This is a genomic window from Fundidesulfovibrio soli (assembly GCF_022808695.1).
GTDB classification, from domain to species: domain Bacteria; phylum Desulfobacterota; class Desulfovibrionia; order Desulfovibrionales; family Desulfovibrionaceae; genus Fundidesulfovibrio; species Fundidesulfovibrio soli.
The window spans coordinates 18163-36659 of sequence record NZ_JAKZKW010000002.1 but is presented as its reverse complement, the minus strand read 5'-3'; the positions used below and the strand labels follow the sequence as shown (position 1 = coordinate 36659).

Sequence of the window (18497 nt, the reverse complement as noted above, 5' to 3'; positions counted from 1 at the left end):
TCCGATCCCTCAGCTGCCGTCCCTGAAAGAGCTGATAAGGCCCTCCAACTCCTTGGAGCGGGTAGCCAGTTCGGAAACGCCCTGACCGGAACCGCGCATGCCGTTGGCCGTTGAGGCCGAGATGCGGCTGACCTCATCCACGATGCGGTTGATCTCTTCGCTGGAGGCGGACTGCTCCTCGGCTGCGGCGGCGATGGACTGCACCTGGGCGGAGGTGTCGTCCACCAGACGGACGATTTCATGCAAGGTAGTGCCTGACTGCCCAGCCATGCCGGAGGCGTTCTTGGCGGCCTCGGCGGCGCTCTTTACACGCTGGACGTTGTTCGTTGTGCCTGTTTGGATGGCGCGGATGGAGTCTCCCACCTCCTTCGTCGCGGTCATGGTCTTCTCGGCCAGTTTGCGCACTTCGTCAGCGACCACTGCGAAGCCACGTCCGGCATCGCCCGCACGGGCAGCCTCGATGGCGGCATTCAGGGCCAAAAGGTTGGTCTGATCCGCGATGTCGGAAATGACTCCCATGATCCCGCTGATGGAGCGGGCCTGGTCGCCCAGGGTGACCATCTCCTTTTCCAGCTCCGTGGACATACGGTCCACATCGTTGATGGCTCCCACCACCCGATTGACCACTTCGCTGCCTTCCTGAGCCTTGGCTCGGGCCTGGGCGGCCTGCTGGGCCGCGTTGGAGGCGCTGCGGGCGACTTCGAGCACGGTGGCGTTCATCTGCTCCATGGCGGTGGCCGCTTCGGAGGTCCGTCTTTCCTGCACGCCCATGTCCTCCACGGTGAGGTCGATCTGGCGGGCTATCTGCGTGCTGACCACGCTGATGCCCTGCACCACTCCCTCCAACTGATCGGCTGCGGCGAGCATGCCTTCCTTGCGGGCCGACTCCGCATGCTTCAACGCCTGTTCGACCTTGACCCTGCCCTCCTCGGCCTGGGCAGCCAGGGAGCGGGCTTCCTGGCTCTTCTCCTCGGCTTCGGCGATCTTGCCTTTGATGGCCGAAACCATGTGCCGTAGCGAGTCCGCCAGTTCGCCGATCTCGTCCTTGGCCTGCACGGTCAACTGTTTGTCCAGTTGTCCGGCCGCCACGTCCTTGGCGAAAGCGATGGTTGTTGAAATGGGTTTGGTGAGCTTGCGGGTGACGAATAGAGCCACCACCAGTAGGAGCAGGCCGATCACCACGGCGGAGCCCAGCACGCTCCAGGTGATGCCGCGCTTGGTGGCGTCGATGCTCTTGCGGTCCTTTCCGATGAAGAGCATGCCGCCGGTTTTGCCGTCGGCGGTGATGAGCGGCCAATAGACGGTGTCGTAGAGGGAGCCGAGGATCGTGTTCTGCGACCGGAACGTCGAGGACTTCTTGAGCACTGTCTCGATGACGTTGGCGTTGTCCATGACGGTGCCCACGGCCCGTTTGCCCTCGCGCACGATGGAGGTGGTTTCGCGCATGTCACCCTTGAAGATGGTGCACTCCACGCCCATGTCGTTCTTGACCTGATCCACGAAGGCGTGCGTGCCGAGGTCCTCTCCGACGGAAACGGCGCCGACGATCTTGCCGTCCAGGCGCACAGGGGCTCCGCCGCGCACCGAGAGCTTGACCACGGTGCCCTCTTCGATACCGACGCTCTCTTCCCCCTTGAGACCCTTGGTGATGGCAAGCTGGCTTAAAGCCGAATCCCCGATCTTGTCGGAGTGGCCCCGGGCGACGACCTTGCCGCTTGCGTCGGTTATGGTCAGGAAATCGATCCCCGTCTTCTGGATAATCGTCTTTGCCTGTTTCTGCAGGAAAGCGGTATCGCCTTTGGCAATGCCCTGGGCGATAGCCAGATCGGATGCGATCAGGAAGGATTCCGCCAAAGTCGCCTCCTTGAGGGCCTCAAGGCGCGACTGGACTGATTTCTGGCGGGCGTCGAGCTCTTTGACGGCTTCCGCATCGAATCCCGAAGAGATGAAATAGAAGGTTGTGGCGAAGATCCCCAAACTGACGACAGCGATGCAAGCTACCAGGAGGGCGGCGATCTTGAGGGAGAATGAGATGCGCATCACAGCTCCTTTCGTACGACATATTTGAGCTTGATACTTTTATAACAAATTGCAACCGCTGTAAATCATAATCAATCCCCCCCTCCCAAGGTGCACTGATTGACAGCGCGGAGGCGCTGCATGCCCTGGGACTCCTTGCGCCGACAAATGTCAATATCTCAAAGGCCGCCATTGCGACGATTCCCCAATAAAAAAGCCCGGCGCCGTAGGAGACGCCGGGCAACGGAGCTTAAGAGGAACGGTTTCTATTCCGCGGGCTTGGCCTGCTGCATCAGCTCCATAGCCTGCAGCAGCTTGGCGGCCTGCTCGGGATTGTCCAGCTGGGTGGAGAGGTAGGAGGCCTTCTGGGCCATCTCCATGATCATGGTGCCCATGACCATCCGCTTGGACTTGGCAGGCAGATTTTCCAACTCGGCCATACGGACGTCCATAGCGCCGACCTTGGTAGCGATGCCTTTGATGTCGGTGCCCAGGACGTTGATGTTCTGGTTCGCCTTGAAAAAGAGCACGCCGGCCAGCAGCACAGCCAACAACGCCAGAAGCAGAGCCATACGGCTGATATCCTGCGACGTCTTGGCATTGAGATCATTGATCGAAGTCACCTCGGTCTCCTTGCTAGTGCGGTAACTTTCCATGGATACGATCTTCTCCTCAGGCTTCATCTATGTCCTCCTTGGGTATGGCGGAGTGGGTCCGGCAAGTGATGCGCGGTTTTCTCAAATCTCATGTTTTGAGGGCGATGTCCAGATGGCTGAGCACGCCCCCCCCGCGTTCACCGCAGCTTGAGACGGCCCGTACCGGTAGGCTCATCCAGCACGCGCCCGACCTGGGCGGCCAGATCCCCACCCTCGGCAAGGTCCGCGCACACATCCTCAAGCAGCCCTGGAGGCACAGCCAGCAACAATCCGCCTGAGGTCTGGGCGTCGAAGACGATATCCAGATGCCCTTGCTCCACGCCCTCCCCCTGCTCAACCATATTGGAGAAATGCTTCCTGTTGGCGTGGCTTCCGGCCGGGACGAACCCCTGGGCAGCCAACTCGGCGACCGACTCCAGCACCGGGATGTGCCGAACATCCAGTTCTATCGACAGCCCTGAAGCCTTGGACATTTCCAGAGCGTGCCCCCCTAGCCCGAACCCGGTGACGTCCGTAGCGGCTTTGAGCCCGAAACGCCGGATCACCTCGCCCGGAACGGCGTTGAGGCGCGAGGCCACTTCCCAGAGCCGCTGCTCGAACTCGGGTGAACCCGGGGCGTTGGCCTTAACCGCCGTGGCCAGAATGCCCGTTCCCACGGGCTTGGTCAGCACCAGCACATCGCCCGGGCGAAGCCCCCGATTGGAAGCGAAGGCATCGGGGTCCACGATGCCGCTCACCGAGAGACCGTACTTGACCTCCTGGTCGTCCACGCTGTGCCCGCCGGCCAGCACGGCGCCTGCCTCCTGGACCTTGGAGAGCCCTCCGCGAAGGATCTCCTTGAGGATGCCCAGGTCCATGCATCGCGCCGGGAAGCAGACGATGTTCATGACCGAATAGGGCTCGCCGCCCATGGCATACACGTCGGAGAGGGAATTTGCGGCCGCGATCTGACCGAACCGAAAGGGGTCGTTGACCACGGGCGTGAAGAAATCAACCGTCTGGATCAGGCATTTGCCCGGGGGAAAGCACAATACTGCGGCGTCCTCGTTGTCGCCGGCACCGGTGAGCATTCGAGGGTCGTGCGGGCCTGAAAGACCGGCCAGTACATCCTCCAGGACCCCTGGAGGTAATTTGGCGGCTCAACCGGCTGCGCGGACCCCGTCCACCAGGCGGACAGGCTGAGGCGCGAAGGGCATCATAGTGATTTGCTCCTATTTGTTGAGGAACTCGAGGAAGAAACGCATGGCCGGGAAGACGTAGCGCTTTGCATTCTGCACGATGTGGAAGCTGCGCTGCATGGACAGGCCCTCGACCGCAACAGGCAGGAGGTCGCCCTTGTCGATAAAATTCTGCACGGCAAACCGGGAGGTAACGCATAACCCCAAACCGTAGTATGCGCATTGGATCACGGATTCCTGCGTGCGAGCTTCAATGGCCGCGTCCAGTCCGCGGATGTCGATACCGAGATTGGCCAATGACTGGTCGAACGCCTTACGCGTACCGGAGCCAAGCTCGCGCAGCACCCAGGGCCAGTTCCGCAACTCGTCTGCATTGAGCCGCACCAAACCGTCCGAAAAATGCTCCATAATCCCGGGGAGGGTCGGAGATACGGCGATAAGCAGTGTGTCCTCGATGAGAGGGGTGAAGATCAGGTCGGGATCGTTGTTGGAAGAGCCCACAACTCCCAGGGAAAGCTCGCCAGATGAGACCTTGCCGATGATCTCCTGGGAGTCACCAACGGTCAGGCGCACGCGGACGTCAGGGTAGCGTCTCGTGAATTCGGCCAGATACTTCGGAAGGATGTATGTCGCCGGGATGGTGCTTCCACCTACGAGGATCTCGCCAGCAATTTTCTTCTGCAACAGGCTGATCTCTGCCTTGGCGTTTTCCAACGCGGCGAAGACCTCAAGCGAGTGTCGGTACAGAATCTCGCCAGCCTGGGTCGAGAGGATGGTTCTGCCGAGGCGGTCGAAAAGCTGGGTGGAAAGCTCCTGCTCCAGGGAGAGCACATGAGCGCTGATGGTGGGCTGCGAAAGGAAAAGCTCCTGCCCTGCCTTGGAGAAGCTGCCGAGTTCATACACCTTGCGAAACGCTTCAAGACGGCGGATATCCATGACAACAATCCTTATGATCGACTGTTTCTATGGAATAGCACAAAAAAAACGGAGCGGCAATTGCCGCTCCGTAAGGTAGACATTCAAAACCGTCGAGCCTAGGCGTTGGCAGCGCTCTCGGCAGGGGCGGTTTCGGCGGTCTCGAGCTTGGTCAACTCGATGATCGCCATGGGAGCGCAGTCGCCCACGCGGGGCAGGCCGAGCTTATACACCCTGGTGTATCCGCCACCGATGCCCTTGAAACGAGGGGCGATCTCGTCGAAGAGCTTCTTCACCAGCTGGTGGTTCTCCAGCACCTTGTAGGCCAGGCGGCGGGAGTGCACGTCGTCGCGCAGACCAAGGGTGATCAGCTTGTCGGCGTCCTTGCGCAGTTCCATGGCCTTGGTTTCGGTGGTCTTGATGCGGCCGTAGGTCAGAAGAGACCGGACCATATTGCGGAACATGGCCTTGCGGTGGGAACTGGTCCTACCGAGTTTGACTCCAGCTTTACTATGCCTCATTGGTCTGCTTCCTCTTCAGCCATTCCTGGTATTTCTGTTCGAAGTTCTCGATGCGCATGCCGAAATCGAGGCCCAGCTCTTCCAGAACGCGGCGGATTTCCTCGAGGGATTTCTTGCCGAAGTTCTTGGTCTTGAGCATCTCGTGTTCGGACTTCTGCATAAGTTCACCAACAAGGGTAATGTTGGCGCTCTTAAGGCAGTTGGTCGCACGGACGGACAGCTCCAGTTCGTCGATCGACTTGAACAGGTTCGGGTTCAGGTCCATGTCGTCGCCGCCGCGCGCACCCTCGGTCTCAGACTCCTTCTCATCGAAGTTGATGAAGACCGTGAGCTGATCCTTGAGGATCTTGGCGCTGTAGGCGATGGCGTCCTCAGGCGTCACGGAACCATCGGTCCAGACGTCGAGGATGAGTTTGTCGTAGTTCGTCATCTGGCCCACGCGAGCCTGGTCCACCGTGTAGGAGACCTTCTTCACCGGGGTGAAGCTGGAGTCCATGGTGATCAGCCCGATTTCCTGGCCCAGGTTCTCGTGCATGTCGGCCGGAACGTAGCCCTTGCCCATGCGCACCTCGAACTCCATGGTCAGCTGACGGGAGTCGGAGAGGGTGCAGATGTGCTGCGTGGGGTCGAGCACGGTCACGTTCTGGTTCGTGGTGATATCCCCGGCGGTGACAGCCCCCTGCTTGTTCACGGACAGGACGAGCCGCTGGGGATCGTCCGTGGTCATGGCAAGGCGGACAAGCTTGAGGTTGAGGATGACGTCGGTGACATCCTCGATGACGCCAGGAATGGTCGTGAACTCGTGCTGTACGCCCTCGATGCTCACGGACACGATGGCCGCGCCCTGTAGCGAGGAAAGCAGCACACGGCGCAGGGCGTTGCCCAGCGTGGTGCCGAATCCGCGCTCCAGGGGTTCACAGGTGAACCTGCCGAAAGTCGAGGTGGACTTGGGGTCCCGAACGAGTTTCTCGGGACGGACCAGCTCGGACCAGTTGCGCGTGTTGATGAGCCTGTCGCCTGTACGAATGAGCATTGTATCCTCTTACTTGGAGTACAGTTCGACGATGAGCTGCTCGTTCACTGCCAGCTGGATGTCTTCGCGGCTGGGCAGGGCGTTGACCTTGCCCTTGAAGGCCGCACCGTCCACTTCAACCCAGGTGGGAGTGCCCCGGCGGGCAATGACCTGCTGGGCTTCCTGGATGATGGGGGACTGGCGGTTCTTCTCGCGGACTTCGACCACGTCGCCCACCTTCACTTGGATGGAGGGGATGTTGACGCGGCGGCCGTTGAGCACGAACAGGCCATGGCGAACAAGCTGGCGAGCCTGGTCGCGGGAGTTGGCGAAGCCCATGCGATAAACGACGTTGTCCAGTCGACGCTCCAGGTTGATGAGCAGGTTGGCGCCGGTGACGCCCTTCTGGCGATCAGCCTGGGCGAAGTAGCTGCGGAACTGCTCTTCGAGAATGCCGTAGACGCGGCGGGCCTTCTGCTTTTCACGCAGCTGCACGGCGTAGTCGCTCATCTTCTTACGGATGCGGCCGTGCTGGCCGGGGGCGTAGGGACGGCGCTCGTAAGCGCACTTGTCCGTGAAGCAGCGATCACCCTTCAGAAAAAGCTTGGCGCCTTCGCGGCGGCAGAGACGGCACTTGGGACCGGTATAGCGAGCCACTGTGATGTTCCTCCTGAACTAGACCCGGCGCCGTTTCGGAGGACGGCAGCCGTTGTGGGGGATGGGGGTGACGTCACGGATGAAGCTCACCTTGAAGCCAGCGGCGTTGATGGCGCGCATGGCAGCCTCGCGGCCGGAGCCGGGGCCCTTCACGAAGATGCCGACGGTACGCATGCCGTTGTCCTGAGCCTTGCGGGCGGCAGTCTCGGCGGCGACCTGGGCGGCGAAGGGGGTGGACTTGCGCGAACCCTTGAAACCGGCGCCGCCGGAGGTGGCCCAGCTCACCACGTTGCCCCTGGGGTCCGTGAAGGTGATGATGGTGTTGTTGAAGGTCGCCTGAATGTGGGCAACACCAACCGGGATGTTTTTCTTTTCTTTCTTGCCGGTACGGCGCGGTCTAGCAGCCATGGTGAATCCTCTATGGGTAAATAACGCGCGAGGCGGTTATTTCTTCTTCTTGGCCATCACAGCGCGGCGCGGGCCCTTGCGGGTGCGGGCGTTGGTGTGAGTGCGCTGGCCGTGGACGGGCAGGCCCTTGCGGTGCCTCAGGCCCCTGTAGCAGCCGATATCCATCAGCCGCTTAATGTTGGCGGTCACTTCCCGGCGGAGGTCGCCTTCAACCTTGTGGTTGGCTTCGAGCTCCTTGCGGATGGTGTTGACTTCCTCGGGAGTGAGGTCATCGGACTTTTTGGTCCAGTCCACGCCGGTGGCGTCCAGAACTCGCAGAGCAGTGGTGCGCCCGACACCGTAAATGTAGGTCAGGGCGATATCCATGCGCTTGTTCCTGGGCAGATCGACTCCAGCAATACGTGCCACGTTTCGTTACCTCACTTATCCCTGACGCTGTTTGTGCCGGGGATTTTCACAGACCACCCTCAGGACGCCGTGGCGACGGATGATCTTGCATTTCGGACAAAGCTTCTTAACCGAGGGCCGAACTTTCATTGGGTTTCTCCCATAAATGGGTATGGCCTACGCCTCGGGGCGTCGGCTCAGAATCTTGGGTCCGTCGTTGGTGATCACTACCGTATGTTCGAAGTGGGCGGCAAGGGAACGGTCTTTCGTGACCGCAGTCCACTTGTCAGCGAGGATTTCCACCTCGGGGCCGCCCACCGTGACCATCGGCTCGATCGCCAGGGTCATCCCTGGCTTAAGAGCCACGACTCCAGCCCCGGAGGGTACGAAGTTCGGAACTTCAGGCTTCTCGTGAAGACTGCGTCCAATCCCGTGGCCAACGAACCGTCTTACAACAAAGTACCCCTGGCTTTCAACATATTTTTGAACAGCCAGTGATATATCGTACAGGTTGGCTTCCGCCTGGGCCATTTCGATACCAGCATAGAGCGATTTCTCCGTGACATCCAGCAGCCGCGCCACGTCAGGGGAAACCTCTCCAACAGGAATGGTCCTGGCGGAATCGCCATAGAAGCCGTTGTACACGACTCCCATATCGAAGGACACGATGTCCCCCTCGTTGAGCTCGCGCTCGGAGGGGAACCCGTGCACAACTTCTTCGTTCACAGAGCAGCAGAGTGCGAACGGGTAGCCAAGGTAGCCCTTGAAGGCCGGGCGGACCTTGAATTCTTCGCACATCTGCAGGGCCAGTTTCTCGAAGGTCATGGTCTTGACCCCCGGGCGAACGGCCTTTTCCAACTCGTCAAGGATAACGGCGACGATGCCGCCGGCCTTGCGCATGATCTCGATTTCGGCATCATTCTTGACGAAGATGCCGCGATATTTCTTCAACCTACGCCCTGCCCTTGATGCGGCCTTTGGCCAGCAGGCCTTCGTACTGCCTGCTGATCATGTAGGACTCGATCTGGCTCATGAAGTCCATTGCGACGCCAACGACGATCAGGATGCTCGTGCCGCCGAAATAGAAGGGGACGTTGAACTGCGCGATCAGGAACATGGGCAGCACGCACACCGCGGAGATGTACATCGAGCCCCACAGGGTAAGACGCGCCAGCACCCTGTCAAGGTACTCCTTGGTCTTCTGGCCAGGCCTGATGCCAGGCACAAACCCGCCCTGCTTACGGATGTTCTCGGAGATCTGCTTGGGATCGAAAATGATCGCCGTATAAAAATAGCAGAAGAAGATGATCATGCCGATGAACAGGACGTTGTAGACGATGGAGCTGGGGTTGAACCACTGCGCGACCATCTGGACCCAGTCAGCCTGGGAGAAGTTGGCGATGGTGGCCGGGAACAACAGGATCGAGGACGCGAAGATGGGCGGAATGACGCCGGCGGTGTTGATGCGCAACGGCAGATGGGTGGTCTGCCCGCCGTACATCTTCCTGCCGACCATGCGCTTCGCGTACTGGATGGGAATGCGGCGCTGGCCGCGCTCCATAAAGACGATCGCAACGAGGACTGCGGCCATGACAGCCACAAGCAACAGCAGCACCAGCAGGCTCATTTCGCCCTGACCGACAAGAGAGAAGGTATTGATAAGCGCGCGCGGAAGCCCGGCCACAATACCAGCGAAGATGATCAGGGAGATGCCGTTGCCGATGCCTTTTTCGGTGATCTGCTCGCCCAGCCACATCAGGAAAACGGTGCCGGCGGTCAGGGTCATGACGGTCATGAACTTGAAGCCGATGCCGGGGGTGAGAACGAGCGGAGCTCCGGTGGGGCTCGTCATGCTCTCAAGCCCGACCGCGATGCCGAAACCCTGGATCAGGGTGATCAGCACCGTGCCGTAGCGTGTGTACTGGGTGATCTTTTTGCGGCCTTGGGCCCCCTCCTCCTTCTGCAGCCTGCCCAGTTCGGGGCTGACCACAGTCAGCAGCTGCATCACGATGGAGGCGGATATGTAGGGCATGATGCCCAGGGTGAAGATGGAGAGCTTGTTCAGGCCGCCGCCGGAGAACATGTCGAACAGGCCAAGAAGGGTGTTCTTGGAGCTGTCGAAGAAATCCGCCAGCGCGAGGGCATCCACGCCCGGAACCGGGACATGGATACCCAAGCGGTAAACGGCGAGAAGCGCGAAGGTCCAGAAGATCTTCTTTTTAAGCTCCGGCAAACGCGCCAGATTCTCCACGCCTTGAAGAGCCACGTTAGCCTTCCGTCACGCTTTCCAGGGCCTTGGCGGTGCCGCCGGCCTTGGTGATCTTGTCCTGAGCGGAAGCGCTGAACTTGTGGGCCTCGATAGTCAGGGCCTTGTCCAGGTCTCCGTTGGCCAGCACCTTCACCAGGTTGCCACGGGCAACCAGGCCGCGCTCGTAGATGGCTTCCAGGGTGATCTCGGCGGTGTTGGGGAACGCCTCGACGAGACGGTCCAGGTTCACCGGAGAGTAGGTCACCTTGAAGGGGTTCTTGAAGCCGCGCTTGGGCAGACGACGCTGGATAGGCATCTGGCCGCCCTCGAAGCTGGGGCGGACACCGCCGCCGGCGCGAGCGTTCTGGCCCTTGTTGCCCTTGCCGGCGGTGCAGCCCTGACCGGTGCCGCGTCCGCGGCCCAGGCGCTTGCGCTGCTTGCGCTCCTCAGGGAAAGGATAGAGTTCGTGCAGTTGCATACTATTTCACCTCGACAAGGTGAGAAACTTTAAAAATCATCCCACGCACGGCAGGCGTGTCCGGCAGGGTTTTCTCCTGGCGGATGCGCTTGAGCCCCAAGGCCTCCAGAGTGGCCTTCTGCTTGGGATTGCAGCCGATCTTGCTCTTGACGAGCGTGATGGTCACTTGCCCGCTCATGGTCTTATTTCCTCGGGGTTTCCAGGGACCTGCCGCGAAGCTCGGAGACCTGCTCCGCGCTGCGCAGCGAAGCGAGACCGGCAACCGCCGCCCTGAGGACGTTGTGGGGATTGTTGGTGCCGATGGCCTTGGTGAGGATATCGTGCACGCCTGCGGCTTCCATGACGGCGCGAACAGGACCGCCAGCGATGATGCCGGTACCCTTGGAGGCGGGAATGAGCACCACGCGGCCGGCGCCGAAGCGCCCCATGACCTGGTAGGGCAGAGTCCCGTCCAACAGGGGCACCTTGACCATGGACTTCCTGGCCTGTTCGGTAGCCTTACGGATGGCCTCGGGGACCTCGTTGGCCTTGCCCAGACCGTAGCCCACAGAGCCCTTGCCATCGCCAACGACAACCAGAGCGCTGAAGCTGAACCGGCGGCCGCCCTTGACGACCTTGGCCACGCGGTTGAGCGAGACGATCTTCTCGATTTGAGTCAGTTCAGACTGTTCCATAGCGTGCCTCGTTAGAACTTAAGTCCACCCTCACGGGCGCCATCGGCCAAAGCCTTGATGATCCCGTGATAGAGGTAGCCGTTACGATCGAAGACCACGCTCTCGATGGCCTGGGCCTTGGCCTTGGCAGCCACTTCAAGACCGACTTTCGTCGCGCTGGCCTTGTTGCACTTCAGGGTCTCCCCGGCCTTTACAAGCGCCAGAGAGGAAGCGGAAACCAGGGTCTGGCCGGTTTCGTCGTTGATGATCTGCGCGTACGTGTGCAGGTTGGAACGGTAGACGACCAGCCTGGGACGTGCAGCGGTACCGGAGATTTTCTTGCGGATGCGCACCTTGCGGCGCATGCGCGCGGCTTGCTTGGTATGCTTCATGGCCAGGCCCCTTACTTCTTACCGCCAGACTTGCCGGCCTTGCGGCGAATCTGCTCGTTTTCGTACTTGATGCCCTTGCCCTTGAAGGGTTCGGGCGGACGCACGCGGCGCAGGGTGGCAGCCACTTCGCCGACCATCTGCTTGTCGATGCCGGAGAGGGTCAGCTTGTTGCCTTCCGCCTTGGCTTCAACACCGGCCGGGAGAGGATACTCCACGGGGTGGGAGAAACCGACGGTCAGCACCACGGACTTACCGGAGACCTGCACCTTGTAGCCGACACCGATGACCTCAAGGGTCTTGGTGAAGCCCTTGGTGACGCCCTCGATGCAGTTGGAGAGCAGGGTGCGGCGCAGACCGTGCTGGGCGCGGGCGATGCGGGTGTCGTCGAGGCGCTCGACACGCAACACTCCGCCTTCAATCACGAGATTGATTTTGGGGTGCGTGGGCGTGGACAGAGTGCCCTTGGGGCCTTTGACGTTCACCATATCGGCGGTGATCTGAAGATCGACGCCGCTGGGGATGGTGATTTCTTTTTTGCCTATGCGCGACATGGCTCTCCCCCTTACCAGACTTCGCAGAGCAGTTCGCCGCCCACGTTGGCGCTCTTGGCGGCGATGCCGTCCATGATGCCATGCGAGGTGGACAGAATGCAGATGCCAAGTCCATTCTGAACGCGAGGGATGTCGTGCGCCCCCACGTAGATGCGCCGGCCAGGCTTGCTGACACGCTTCAGGCCGGAGATAATGGGACGGCCTTTGGCGTACTTGAGCGAGATGACGAGATCGCGCTCTTCGACGGCAAATTCTTCAATGTAGCCCTGATCCTTCAGAATCCCGGCCATCGACTCCTTCATCTTGGAGTGCGGCATGGAGACTTTCTTATGCAGCGCGTGGTACGCGTTGCGGATGCGGGCCAGCATATCGGCGATTGGATCGGTCACGGACATGTCGGCCTCCTACCAGCTCGATTTCCTGACACCAGGCAGTTCACCAGCCAGGGCCATGTTACGGAAGCAGATACGGCAAATGCCATACCGGCGAAGGAACGCCCGGGAACGGCCGCAAATGGGGCAGCGGTTGTAGGCCCGGGAAGAGAACTTGGGCTTGCGCCGGGCTTTCACCTTGAGTGACGTGCGTGCCACGGTCGTATCCTCCTACTTTCTGAAGGGCATGCCGAGCAGATCGAGAAGAACCTTGCCTTCCTTATCGCTCCCGGCGGTGGTGACGATTGTGATGTTCATGCCCTTGACACGTTCGACCCGGTCAACGTTGATCTCGGGAAAAATGGTGTGCTCCTTGATGCCCAGGGTGAAGTTACCCCGGCCGTCAAAGCCCCTGTCGGGGACGCCGCGGAAGTCGCGAACGCGAGGAAGGGCGAAGTTGACCAGTTTGTCGTAAAAGTCCCACATGCGTTCATGGCGAAGCGTCACCCGGCAGCCGACAGGCTGGTTCTCGCGCAGTTTGAATGCGGCGATGGACTTCTTTGCGCGGGTGATGACGGCCTTCTGACCGGCAATGGTGGTAAGCTCGGCCACGGCCTCGTCGATGAGTTTGGAGTTCTGCGAGGCTTCGCCAAGTCCGATGTTCAGGGAAATGAACTTGAACTTGGGAATCTGCATGGGCGACTTGTACCCGAACTCCTTTTGCAAGGCCGGGACGACCTTCTCGGAGTAGATTTGTTCGAGGCGAGTCATTGAATGATTCCCTTTAGCTGATGACTTCGTTGCACTTCTTGCAGAAGCGGAGTTTCTTGCCGTCTTCGGTGTACTTGTAGCCAACGCGCGTGGGCTTGGCGCAGGCGTCGCACAGCAGGGCAACGTTGGAGAGAGCCAGGGGGGCCTCCTTCTCCTCGATGCCGCCGGCCTGGCCAGCGTAGGGGTTGCCCTTGCGGTGACGCTTCACAATGTTCACCTTTTCCACCAGGATCCGGTCAGTCTTGGGGAGTACGCGCAGGACCTTGCCGATCTTGCCCTTGTCCTTCCCGGCGATGACCATCACCTTGTCGTCCTTGCGGATACGATACGTTTTCATAGTGACCTCAAAGCCTCGCCCTACAGGACCTCAGGGGCCAGAGAGACGATCTTCATGAAGTTCTTCAGGCGAAGCTCGCGGGCCACGGGTCCGAAGATACGGGTGCCGACAGGCTCCATCTGCGCGGTAAGCAGCACGGCGGAGTTGTTGTCGAACTTGATGTAGGAGCCATCGGGGCGACCAACTTCTTTCTTGGTGCGCACGATGACGGCCTTCATCACCTGGCCTTTCTTGACCTTCGAGTGGGGCATGGCTTCCTTGACGGAAACGACGATGATATCGCCCACCGAGGCGTAACGGCGACGGGAGCCGCCGAGAACCTTGATGCAGGCCACCTTCTTGGCACCGGAGTTGTCGGCGACGTCGAGGACGGATTCTACCTGGATCATTTCGCCTTCTCCATGATCTTCACCAGATGCCAGCGCTTGCGGGCCGACAGCGGGCGGTGCTCGATGATCTGCACCTTGTCGCCGATGCCGCAGTCGTTCATCGGGTCATGGGCCATGAACTTCTTGCGGCGGCGGATGTACTTCTTCACCAGGGGGTGCTTGACCAGGGTCTCGACGCGCACGACAATGGTCTTGTCGCACTTGTCCGAGACCACGATGCCGGTCAGCACGCGGCGGTTGCTTTTATGCTCTTCCATGATTTCCTACCTGCCGCTGTTCTTTTGTGTCAGCACGGTCTGGATGCGAGCGATGTCTTTCTTCAGCTCGTTCAGACGGTGGGTCTTTTCCAATTGGGCCGTGGCGTGCTGGAAGCGCAGCTTGAAGAGCTCCTCCTGGGACTGGGAGAGCTTCTCGGCAAGCTGGGCGTCGTCCAGACCGCGCAGTTCTTTGGCTTGCAACATGGCTAGACAAGCTCCTTGGTGACGATCTTGGTCTTGATCGGCAGCTTGTGCTGGGCGCGCTTCAGGGCCTCGACCATGACTTCCATTTCGACGCCGCGGACTTCGTAGAGCACGCGACCGGGCTTGACCGGGGCGCACCAGCCCACCGGGGAGCCCTTACCGGAACCCATGCGGACTTCGGCGGGCTTCGAGGTGACCGGGAAGTCGGGGAACACGCGAATCCAGACCTTACCGCCACGCTTGATGTGGCGCATGATGGCCACACGGGCGGCTTCGATCTGCTGGCTGGTCAGCTTGCCGTGCTCCAGGGCCTTGATCCCCACCTCACCGAAGGAGATGGTGGTGCCGCCGGTGGCGGGACCGTCAAGACGGCCTTTCTGGCGCTTGCGGAATTTCGTTCTGTTAGGGGAGAGCATTATTGTTCAACCTCGCTATCGAGAATCTCGCCCTTGAATATCCAGACCTTCACGCCGATCACACCATAGGTGGTCTTGGCGGTGGCCAAACCGTAGTCGATGTCCGCGCGCAGGGTGTGCAGGGGCACACGGCCGTCGCGGTACCACTCGGAGCGGGCGATCTCGGCGCCAGCCAAGCGGCCGGCGCAGAAAACCTTGATGCCTTCGGCGCCGAACTTGCGGGCCAGGCCCACAGTGCGCTTCATGGCGCGGCGGAAGGCCACGCGGCGCTCCAGCTGCAGAGCGATGTTCTCGGCGACCAGCTGGGCGTCGATCTCGGGACGGCGGATCTCATTGACCTCAACCGCGAACTCGCGGCCGAAGCGCTTCTTGAGGTCGGCGCGAACCTTCTCGATCTCGGTGCCTTTGCGGCCGATGACGATGCCCGGACGCGCGGTGTGGATGATCAGCTTGATCTTGCCGCCAGCGCGCTCGATCTCGATCCGGGAAATTCCCGCGTGGAACAGAGAGGACTTCACAAACTTACGGATGTTGCTGTCCTCGTACACAAATGCAGGGTATTCCTTCTTGGCGAACCAGCGGGAATTCCATGTCTTGTTGTAGCCCAGGCGGAAGCCGTACGGGTGGACTTTCTGACCCATGCCCCCTACTCCTTCTCTTCCTCGACCACCACGGTGATGTGGCTGGTACGCTTGAGGATTTTGTTGGCTCGGCCCATGGACCGCGGCATGATGCGCTTCCAGGTGGGCCCTTCGTTCACGATGACGTCCTTAACCTTCAGGGTGTCCACATCGGCGGACATCTGCTCGGCGTTGGACAGGGCCGAATGCAACACCTTGCCGATGATCTCGGCGGCCTTCTTGGGCGTGAACTTGAGGATGTTCATGGCATCCTCGACGCCCCGGCCCTTGATGACGTTGGCCACCAAGCGTGCCTTCTGAGGAGACACCCGGATGTATTTGGCGATGGCTTTGGCTTCCATTGCTTAGGCTCCCCTACTTCTTACCCTTGGTCTTCTTATCCGCGGCATGGCCGTGGAACGTACGGGTAGGCGCGAACTCGCCCAACTTGTGTCCCACCATGTTTTCGGAAACGAAGACCGGGATGAACTTGCGGCCGTTGTGGACGGCAAAGGTGAGGCCAACCATTTCGGGAAGAATGGTGGACCGACGGGACCACGTCTTGATGACGCGGCGATCCTGGGTCTCGTTGGCCTTCTCCACCTTCGCGGCCAAGTGGCCGTCCAGGAAGGGACCTTTTTTGAGCGACCGAGGCATGTTCTACGCTCCTACTTCTCGTTGCGGCGTTTGACGATGAGCCGCGACGAGGCCTTCTTGCGATTTCTGGTCTTGTAACCCTTGGTCGGCATACCCCAGGGCGAAACGGGGTGACGGCCGCCGGAGCTCTTGCCTTCGCCGCCGCCATGCGGGTGGTCGACAGGGTTCATGGCGACGCCGCGGACTTCGGGGCGCTTGCCAAGCCAGCGGTTGCGGCCAGCCTTGCCGATGCTCACGTTCTCGTGGGTCACGTTGCCCACCTGACCGACGGTGGCGATGCAGGCGGCCAGAACGTTGCGCACTTCACCGGAGGGCAGGCGCAGCAGGGCGAGCTTGCCTTCCTTGGCGATGAGCTGAGCGTAGGTACCGGCGGCGCGGCACATCTGGCCGCCGCGGCCCGGGCTCATCTCGATGTTGTGCAGCAGGGTGCCGACGGGCATCTTGAACATGGGCAGAGCATTGCCGGGACGGATGTCGGCGTTATCGCCGGACACCACGGTGTCACCGACATTTACGCCAACCGGCGCGAGAATGTAACGCTTCTCGCCGTCCGCATAGTGCAGAAGGGCGATGCGGGCGGAGCGGTTGGGATCGTACTCGATGGTGGCGACCTTGGCCGGAATGTTCATCTTGTCGCGGCGGAAGTCGATCTCGCGGTAACGGCGCTTGTTGCCGGCTCCACGGCGACGGGAAGTGATGCGGCCCTGGTTGTTGCGGCCGGACTTCTGGCTCAGGCCCTTGGTGAGGGACCTCTCCGGCTTGGCGGCAGTGATTTCCGCAAAGTCGGAGACCGTCTGGAAACGACGGCCAGCGGAAGTGGGTTTCAGCTTACGGACGGCCATGGCTTTAGACTCCCTCGAAGAATTCGATCTTTTCGCCCTCGGCCAGGGTCACGTAGGCTTTCTTGTAGCCGGGGACATGGCTGGTGGGGCGGCCGTGGCGGGCGCGCTTCAGGGGGCGCCGACGAACCACGTTCACCTCGGTGACTTTCACCTTGAAAGCCTCCTCGACGGCAGCCTTGATCTCGATCTTGTTGGACTGCGGGGCGACGAGGAAGATGACCTGGTTGGACTCTTCCTTGGCCTTGGTAGCCTTCTCGGAGATCAGAGGCTTCAAAAGGATGTTCACGTAGCTCATGGCTATTTCAACCTCTCCTGAACGGCTTGAGCTGCGCCCTGCACCATCACCAGTTGGGGGTGCTTGAGCAGATCGTAAACGTTCAGCATGTCCTGCCGAACGACCTTGATGCCCGGGAGGTTCCGGGCGGAGAGCTCGACATTGTTATTCGAATCGTTCAGGACGATCAAGGCTTTTTTCAGCCCGAAGTTGCCGGCCAGGCCTGCGAACAGCTTGGTCTTGATCTCGGGCAGATCCAGCTTGTCCACCACGATCAGGGCCTGTTCGGCCACCTTGGTGGAAAGAGCCATGCGCAGAGCCAGGGCCTTGATCTTCTTGTTGACCTTGAACTCGTAGCTGCGCGGCTGCGGGCCGTGAGCGATAGCGCCGCCCTTCCAGATGATGGAGCGTTTGGCGCCGGACCGTGCGCGGCCGGTGCCCTTCTGGCGCCAGGGCTTGGAGCCGGAGCCGGACACGGTCGAGCGGGTCTTCACCATGTGGGTGCCGGCGCGCTTGGCGGCCAGCTGGGAGCGGACCACGAGGTGCAGGATCTCGGGGCGCACTGCCACCTCGAACACCTCGGAGGCCAGATCCATCTGCCCCACTTCCTTATTGGTCTGATCAAAAACTGTGACGGTGGCCATGTCCTACCCCTGCTTGCGGATCATCACCAGGCCGTTGCGATGGCCGGGGACCTGGCCCTTGACCAGGATAAGGTTGTTTTCGGGCCGGACTTCGAAGATCTCAAGGTTGATGCAGGTCACGGTGCGAGCACCCATGTGACCGGCCATCTTCTTGCCCTTCATGACCTTGCCGGGTTCCGTGTTATGACCGATGGAGCCGCCGGAACGGTGGGCCTTTTCGGTGCCGTGGGTGGCGCGGAGGCCGCCGAACCCGTGGCGCTTCATGGGGCCCTGGAAGCCCTTACCGATGGAGGTGCCGGTCACCTTGATCTTGTCGCCGGGGACGAAGATGTCCACGGTGACTTCCTGGCCGGCCTCGTAGCCTTCGGTGGAGTCCAGGCGGATTTCGCGAAGGACGTTGTAGAACCCCTTGCCGGTCTTGGCCTGATGGCCGCGCTCGGGCTTGTTGAGGTCCTTCTCCTCGCGGGCGTCGAACCCAAGCTGGAGGGCGGTGTAGCCGTCCTTCTCCTGGGTCCTGATCTGCATCACCGGACAGGGGCCGGCGGCGATGACCGTCACCGGGACCACCGAGCCGTCGTCGCTGAACACACGGGTCATGCCCAGTTTGCGGCCGATGATGCCAAGGGTTTTCTTGGCCATG

At 60.8% G+C, this 18497-nt stretch carries 32 protein-coding genes; all 32 read right to left on the bottom strand.

Annotation, left to right across the window (positions count from 1 at the left end; translation table 11 throughout):
* Window positions 1–9: 9 nt before the first annotated feature.
* Window positions 10–2040: a methyl-accepting chemotaxis protein gene (locus MLE18_RS03970; RefSeq protein ID WP_243367512.1), complete on the bottom strand. Its 2031-nt coding sequence runs from the start codon at window positions 2038–2040 to the stop codon at window positions 10–12.
* Between the two features lie 245 nt (window positions 2041–2285).
* Window positions 2286–2591 (bottom strand): hypothetical protein, encoded by a 306-nt coding sequence (locus tag MLE18_RS03965; protein ID WP_243367511.1) that lies wholly within the window; start codon window positions 2589–2591, stop codon window positions 2286–2288.
* Window positions 2592–2812: 221 nt separating this feature from the next.
* Window positions 2813–3871: a selenide, water dikinase SelD gene (selD, locus tag MLE18_RS03960; protein WP_243367996.1), complete on the bottom strand. Its 1059-nt coding sequence runs from the start codon at window positions 3869–3871 to the stop codon at window positions 2813–2815.
* 15 nt (window positions 3872–3886) lie between these two features.
* Entirely contained in the window at window positions 3887–4789 is a 903-nt protein-coding gene (locus MLE18_RS03955) for a selenium metabolism-associated LysR family transcriptional regulator (protein ID WP_243367510.1), read from the bottom strand.
* 98 nt (window positions 4790–4887) lie between these two features.
* A complete protein-coding gene (gene rplQ / locus MLE18_RS03950) occupies window positions 4888–5289 on the bottom strand; it encodes a 50S ribosomal protein L17 (protein ID WP_243367509.1) in 402 nt (133 codons plus the stop codon).
* Window positions 5279–6322, bottom strand: coding sequence for a DNA-directed RNA polymerase subunit alpha (locus MLE18_RS03945; protein WP_243367508.1), 1044 nt, complete (start codon window positions 6320–6322; stop codon window positions 5279–5281). The genes rplQ and MLE18_RS03945 overlap by 11 nt, the downstream gene beginning before the upstream one ends.
* Window positions 6323–6331: 9 nt before the next feature.
* Entirely contained in the window at window positions 6332–6958 is a 627-nt protein-coding gene (gene rpsD, locus MLE18_RS03940; protein WP_243367507.1) for a 30S ribosomal protein S4, read from the bottom strand.
* Between the two features lie 18 nt (window positions 6959–6976).
* Complete coding sequence (rpsK, locus tag MLE18_RS03935; protein ID WP_027190532.1) at window positions 6977–7366, bottom strand: 30S ribosomal protein S11; 390 nt, start codon at window positions 7364–7366, stop codon at window positions 6977–6979.
* Window positions 7367–7402: 36 nt separating this feature from the next.
* Window positions 7403–7774 (bottom strand): 30S ribosomal protein S13, encoded by a 372-nt coding sequence (rpsM, locus tag MLE18_RS03930; RefSeq protein WP_243367506.1) that lies wholly within the window; start codon window positions 7772–7774, stop codon window positions 7403–7405.
* A gap of 15 nt (window positions 7775–7789) precedes the next feature.
* A complete protein-coding gene (gene rpmJ, locus MLE18_RS03925) occupies window positions 7790–7903 on the bottom strand; it encodes a 50S ribosomal protein L36 (RefSeq protein ID WP_084502162.1) in 114 nt (37 codons plus the stop codon).
* A 27-nt stretch (window positions 7904–7930) separates the two neighbouring features.
* Window positions 7931–8704 (bottom strand): type I methionyl aminopeptidase, encoded by a 774-nt coding sequence (map, locus tag MLE18_RS03920; protein WP_243367505.1) that lies wholly within the window; start codon window positions 8702–8704, stop codon window positions 7931–7933.
* A 1-nt stretch (window position 8705) separates the two neighbouring features.
* Window positions 8706–10019: a preprotein translocase subunit SecY gene (secY, locus tag MLE18_RS03915; RefSeq protein WP_243367504.1), complete on the bottom strand. Its 1314-nt coding sequence runs from the start codon at window positions 10017–10019 to the stop codon at window positions 8706–8708.
* A 1-nt stretch (window position 10020) separates the two neighbouring features.
* Complete coding sequence (gene rplO / locus MLE18_RS03910) at window positions 10021–10479, bottom strand: 50S ribosomal protein L15 (protein ID WP_243367503.1); 459 nt, start codon at window positions 10477–10479, stop codon at window positions 10021–10023.
* Window position 10480: 1 nt separating this feature from the next.
* Window positions 10481–10657, bottom strand: coding sequence for a 50S ribosomal protein L30 (gene rpmD / locus MLE18_RS03905; RefSeq protein ID WP_243367502.1), 177 nt, complete (start codon window positions 10655–10657; stop codon window positions 10481–10483).
* Between the two features lie 4 nt (window positions 10658–10661).
* Window positions 10662–11153 (bottom strand): 30S ribosomal protein S5, encoded by a 492-nt coding sequence (gene rpsE, locus MLE18_RS03900; protein WP_243367501.1) that lies wholly within the window; start codon window positions 11151–11153, stop codon window positions 10662–10664.
* A gap of 11 nt (window positions 11154–11164) precedes the next feature.
* Window positions 11165–11524 carry a 50S ribosomal protein L18 gene (rplR, locus tag MLE18_RS03895; protein WP_243367500.1) on the bottom strand — a complete coding sequence of 120 codons (360 nt, stop codon included), beginning with the start codon at window positions 11522–11524 and terminating at the stop codon, window positions 11165–11167.
* Between the two features lie 11 nt (window positions 11525–11535).
* On the bottom strand, window positions 11536–12075 hold the full coding sequence (gene rplF, locus MLE18_RS03890; RefSeq protein ID WP_243367499.1) for a 50S ribosomal protein L6: 540 nt from the start codon (window positions 12073–12075) through the stop codon (window positions 11536–11538).
* An 11-nt stretch (window positions 12076–12086) separates the two neighbouring features.
* A complete protein-coding gene (gene rpsH / locus MLE18_RS03885) occupies window positions 12087–12470 on the bottom strand; it encodes a 30S ribosomal protein S8 (RefSeq protein WP_243313506.1) in 384 nt (127 codons plus the stop codon).
* Window positions 12471–12479: 9 nt separating this feature from the next.
* Entirely contained in the window at window positions 12480–12665 is a 186-nt protein-coding gene (locus tag MLE18_RS03880) for a type Z 30S ribosomal protein S14 (RefSeq protein ID WP_243313504.1), read from the bottom strand.
* 12 nt (window positions 12666–12677) lie between these two features.
* A complete protein-coding gene (rplE, locus tag MLE18_RS03875) occupies window positions 12678–13217 on the bottom strand; it encodes a 50S ribosomal protein L5 (RefSeq protein ID WP_243367498.1) in 540 nt (179 codons plus the stop codon).
* A 13-nt stretch (window positions 13218–13230) separates the two neighbouring features.
* A complete protein-coding gene (gene rplX / locus MLE18_RS03870) occupies window positions 13231–13554 on the bottom strand; it encodes a 50S ribosomal protein L24 (RefSeq protein ID WP_243367497.1) in 324 nt (107 codons plus the stop codon).
* Window positions 13555–13574: 20 nt separating this feature from the next.
* Complete coding sequence (gene rplN, locus MLE18_RS03865; protein ID WP_243313498.1) at window positions 13575–13943, bottom strand: 50S ribosomal protein L14; 369 nt, start codon at window positions 13941–13943, stop codon at window positions 13575–13577.
* Window positions 13940–14200: a 30S ribosomal protein S17 gene (gene rpsQ, locus MLE18_RS03860; RefSeq protein WP_243313496.1), complete on the bottom strand. Its 261-nt coding sequence runs from the start codon at window positions 14198–14200 to the stop codon at window positions 13940–13942. Before rpsQ ends, rplN begins: the two co-directional genes overlap by 4 nt.
* 6 nt (window positions 14201–14206) lie before the next feature.
* Window positions 14207–14401: a 50S ribosomal protein L29 gene (gene rpmC / locus MLE18_RS03855; RefSeq protein ID WP_243367994.1), complete on the bottom strand. Its 195-nt coding sequence runs from the start codon at window positions 14399–14401 to the stop codon at window positions 14207–14209.
* A 5-nt stretch (window positions 14402–14406) separates the two neighbouring features.
* The gene (gene rplP, locus MLE18_RS03850; protein ID WP_243313493.1) at window positions 14407–14820 is read right to left on the bottom strand and encodes a 50S ribosomal protein L16; all 414 of its coding nucleotides are present in this window, start codon (window positions 14818–14820) and stop codon (window positions 14407–14409) included.
* Entirely contained in the window at window positions 14820–15461 is a 642-nt protein-coding gene (gene rpsC / locus MLE18_RS03845; protein ID WP_243313492.1) for a 30S ribosomal protein S3, read from the bottom strand. The genes rplP and rpsC overlap by 1 nt, the downstream gene beginning before the upstream one ends.
* Before the next feature lie 5 nt (window positions 15462–15466).
* The gene (gene rplV, locus MLE18_RS03840; RefSeq protein ID WP_243367496.1) at window positions 15467–15802 is read right to left on the bottom strand and encodes a 50S ribosomal protein L22; all 336 of its coding nucleotides are present in this window, start codon (window positions 15800–15802) and stop codon (window positions 15467–15469) included.
* A 13-nt stretch (window positions 15803–15815) separates the two neighbouring features.
* Window positions 15816–16097 carry a 30S ribosomal protein S19 gene (rpsS, locus tag MLE18_RS03835; RefSeq protein ID WP_243313488.1) on the bottom strand — a complete coding sequence of 94 codons (282 nt, stop codon included), beginning with the start codon at window positions 16095–16097 and terminating at the stop codon, window positions 15816–15818.
* An 11-nt stretch (window positions 16098–16108) separates the two neighbouring features.
* Window positions 16109–16939 (bottom strand): 50S ribosomal protein L2, encoded by an 831-nt coding sequence (gene rplB, locus MLE18_RS03830; RefSeq protein ID WP_243367495.1) that lies wholly within the window; start codon window positions 16937–16939, stop codon window positions 16109–16111.
* A 4-nt stretch (window positions 16940–16943) separates the two neighbouring features.
* On the bottom strand, window positions 16944–17234 hold the full coding sequence (gene rplW / locus MLE18_RS03825; RefSeq protein ID WP_243313484.1) for a 50S ribosomal protein L23: 291 nt from the start codon (window positions 17232–17234) through the stop codon (window positions 16944–16946).
* Between the two features lie 2 nt (window positions 17235–17236).
* On the bottom strand, window positions 17237–17857 hold the full coding sequence (gene rplD / locus MLE18_RS03820; RefSeq protein ID WP_243367494.1) for a 50S ribosomal protein L4: 621 nt from the start codon (window positions 17855–17857) through the stop codon (window positions 17237–17239).
* Between the two features lie 3 nt (window positions 17858–17860).
* Complete coding sequence (gene rplC / locus MLE18_RS03815; protein ID WP_243367493.1) at window positions 17861–18496, bottom strand: 50S ribosomal protein L3; 636 nt, start codon at window positions 18494–18496, stop codon at window positions 17861–17863.
* Between the last annotated feature and the right edge of the window lies 1 nt (window position 18497).

Excerpts from the sequence above, each read along its gene's own strand:
- MLE18_RS03970 (WP_243367512.1), bottom strand. The coding sequence starts at position 2,040 with ATGCGCATCTCATTCTCCCTCAAGATCGCCGCCCTCCTGGTAGCTTGC.
- MLE18_RS03965 (WP_243367511.1), bottom strand. The coding sequence starts at position 2,591 with ATGGCTCTGCTTCTGGCGTTGTTGGCTGTGCTGCTGGCCGGCGTGCTC.
- MLE18_RS03955 (WP_243367510.1), bottom strand. The coding sequence starts at position 4,789 with ATGGATATCCGCCGTCTTGAAGCGTTTCGCAAGGTGTATGAACTCGGC.
- rplQ (WP_243367509.1), bottom strand. The coding sequence starts at position 5,289 with ATGAGGCATAGTAAAGCTGGAGTCAAACTCGGTAGGACCAGTTCCCAC.
- MLE18_RS03945 (WP_243367508.1), bottom strand. The coding sequence starts at position 6,322 with ATGCTCATTCGTACAGGCGACAGGCTCATCAACACGCGCAACTGGTCC.
- rpsK (WP_027190532.1), bottom strand. The coding sequence starts at position 7,366 with ATGGCTGCTAGACCGCGCCGTACCGGCAAGAAAGAAAAGAAAAACATC.
- rpmJ (WP_084502162.1), bottom strand. The coding sequence starts at position 7,903 with ATGAAAGTTCGGCCCTCGGTTAAGAAGCTTTGTCCGAAATGCAAGATC.
- rplO (WP_243367503.1), bottom strand. The coding sequence starts at position 10,479 with ATGCAACTGCACGAACTCTATCCTTTCCCTGAGGAGCGCAAGCAGCGC.
- rpmD (WP_243367502.1), bottom strand. The coding sequence starts at position 10,657 with ATGAGCGGGCAAGTGACCATCACGCTCGTCAAGAGCAAGATCGGCTGC.
- rpsE (WP_243367501.1), bottom strand. The coding sequence starts at position 11,153 with ATGGAACAGTCTGAACTGACTCAAATCGAGAAGATCGTCTCGCTCAAC.
- rplR (WP_243367500.1), bottom strand. The coding sequence starts at position 11,524 with ATGAAGCATACCAAGCAAGCCGCGCGCATGCGCCGCAAGGTGCGCATC.
- rplF (WP_243367499.1), bottom strand. The coding sequence starts at position 12,075 with ATGTCGCGCATAGGCAAAAAAGAAATCACCATCCCCAGCGGCGTCGAT.
- rpsH (WP_243313506.1), bottom strand. The coding sequence starts at position 12,470 with ATGTCCGTGACCGATCCAATCGCCGATATGCTGGCCCGCATCCGCAAC.
- rplE (WP_243367498.1), bottom strand. The coding sequence starts at position 13,217 with ATGACTCGCCTCGAACAAATCTACTCCGAGAAGGTCGTCCCGGCCTTG.
- rplX (WP_243367497.1), bottom strand. The coding sequence starts at position 13,554 with ATGAAAACGTATCGTATCCGCAAGGACGACAAGGTGATGGTCATCGCC.
- rplN (WP_243313498.1), bottom strand. The coding sequence starts at position 13,943 with ATGATCCAGGTAGAATCCGTCCTCGACGTCGCCGACAACTCCGGTGCC.
- rpsQ (WP_243313496.1), bottom strand. The coding sequence starts at position 14,200 with ATGGAAGAGCATAAAAGCAACCGCCGCGTGCTGACCGGCATCGTGGTC.
- rplP (WP_243313493.1), bottom strand. The coding sequence starts at position 14,820 with ATGCTCTCCCCTAACAGAACGAAATTCCGCAAGCGCCAGAAAGGCCGT.
- rpsC (WP_243313492.1), bottom strand. The coding sequence starts at position 15,461 with ATGGGTCAGAAAGTCCACCCGTACGGCTTCCGCCTGGGCTACAACAAG.
- rplV (WP_243367496.1), bottom strand. The coding sequence starts at position 15,802 with ATGGAAGCCAAAGCCATCGCCAAATACATCCGGGTGTCTCCTCAGAAG.
- rpsS (WP_243313488.1), bottom strand. The coding sequence starts at position 16,097 with ATGCCTCGGTCGCTCAAAAAAGGTCCCTTCCTGGACGGCCACTTGGCC.
- rplB (WP_243367495.1), bottom strand. The coding sequence starts at position 16,939 with ATGGCCGTCCGTAAGCTGAAACCCACTTCCGCTGGCCGTCGTTTCCAG.
- rplW (WP_243313484.1), bottom strand. The coding sequence starts at position 17,234 with ATGAGCTACGTGAACATCCTTTTGAAGCCTCTGATCTCCGAGAAGGCT.
- rplD (WP_243367494.1), bottom strand. The coding sequence starts at position 17,857 with ATGGCCACCGTCACAGTTTTTGATCAGACCAATAAGGAAGTGGGGCAG.
- rplC (WP_243367493.1), bottom strand. The coding sequence starts at position 18,496 with ATGGCCAAGAAAACCCTTGGCATCATCGGCCGCAAACTGGGCATGACC.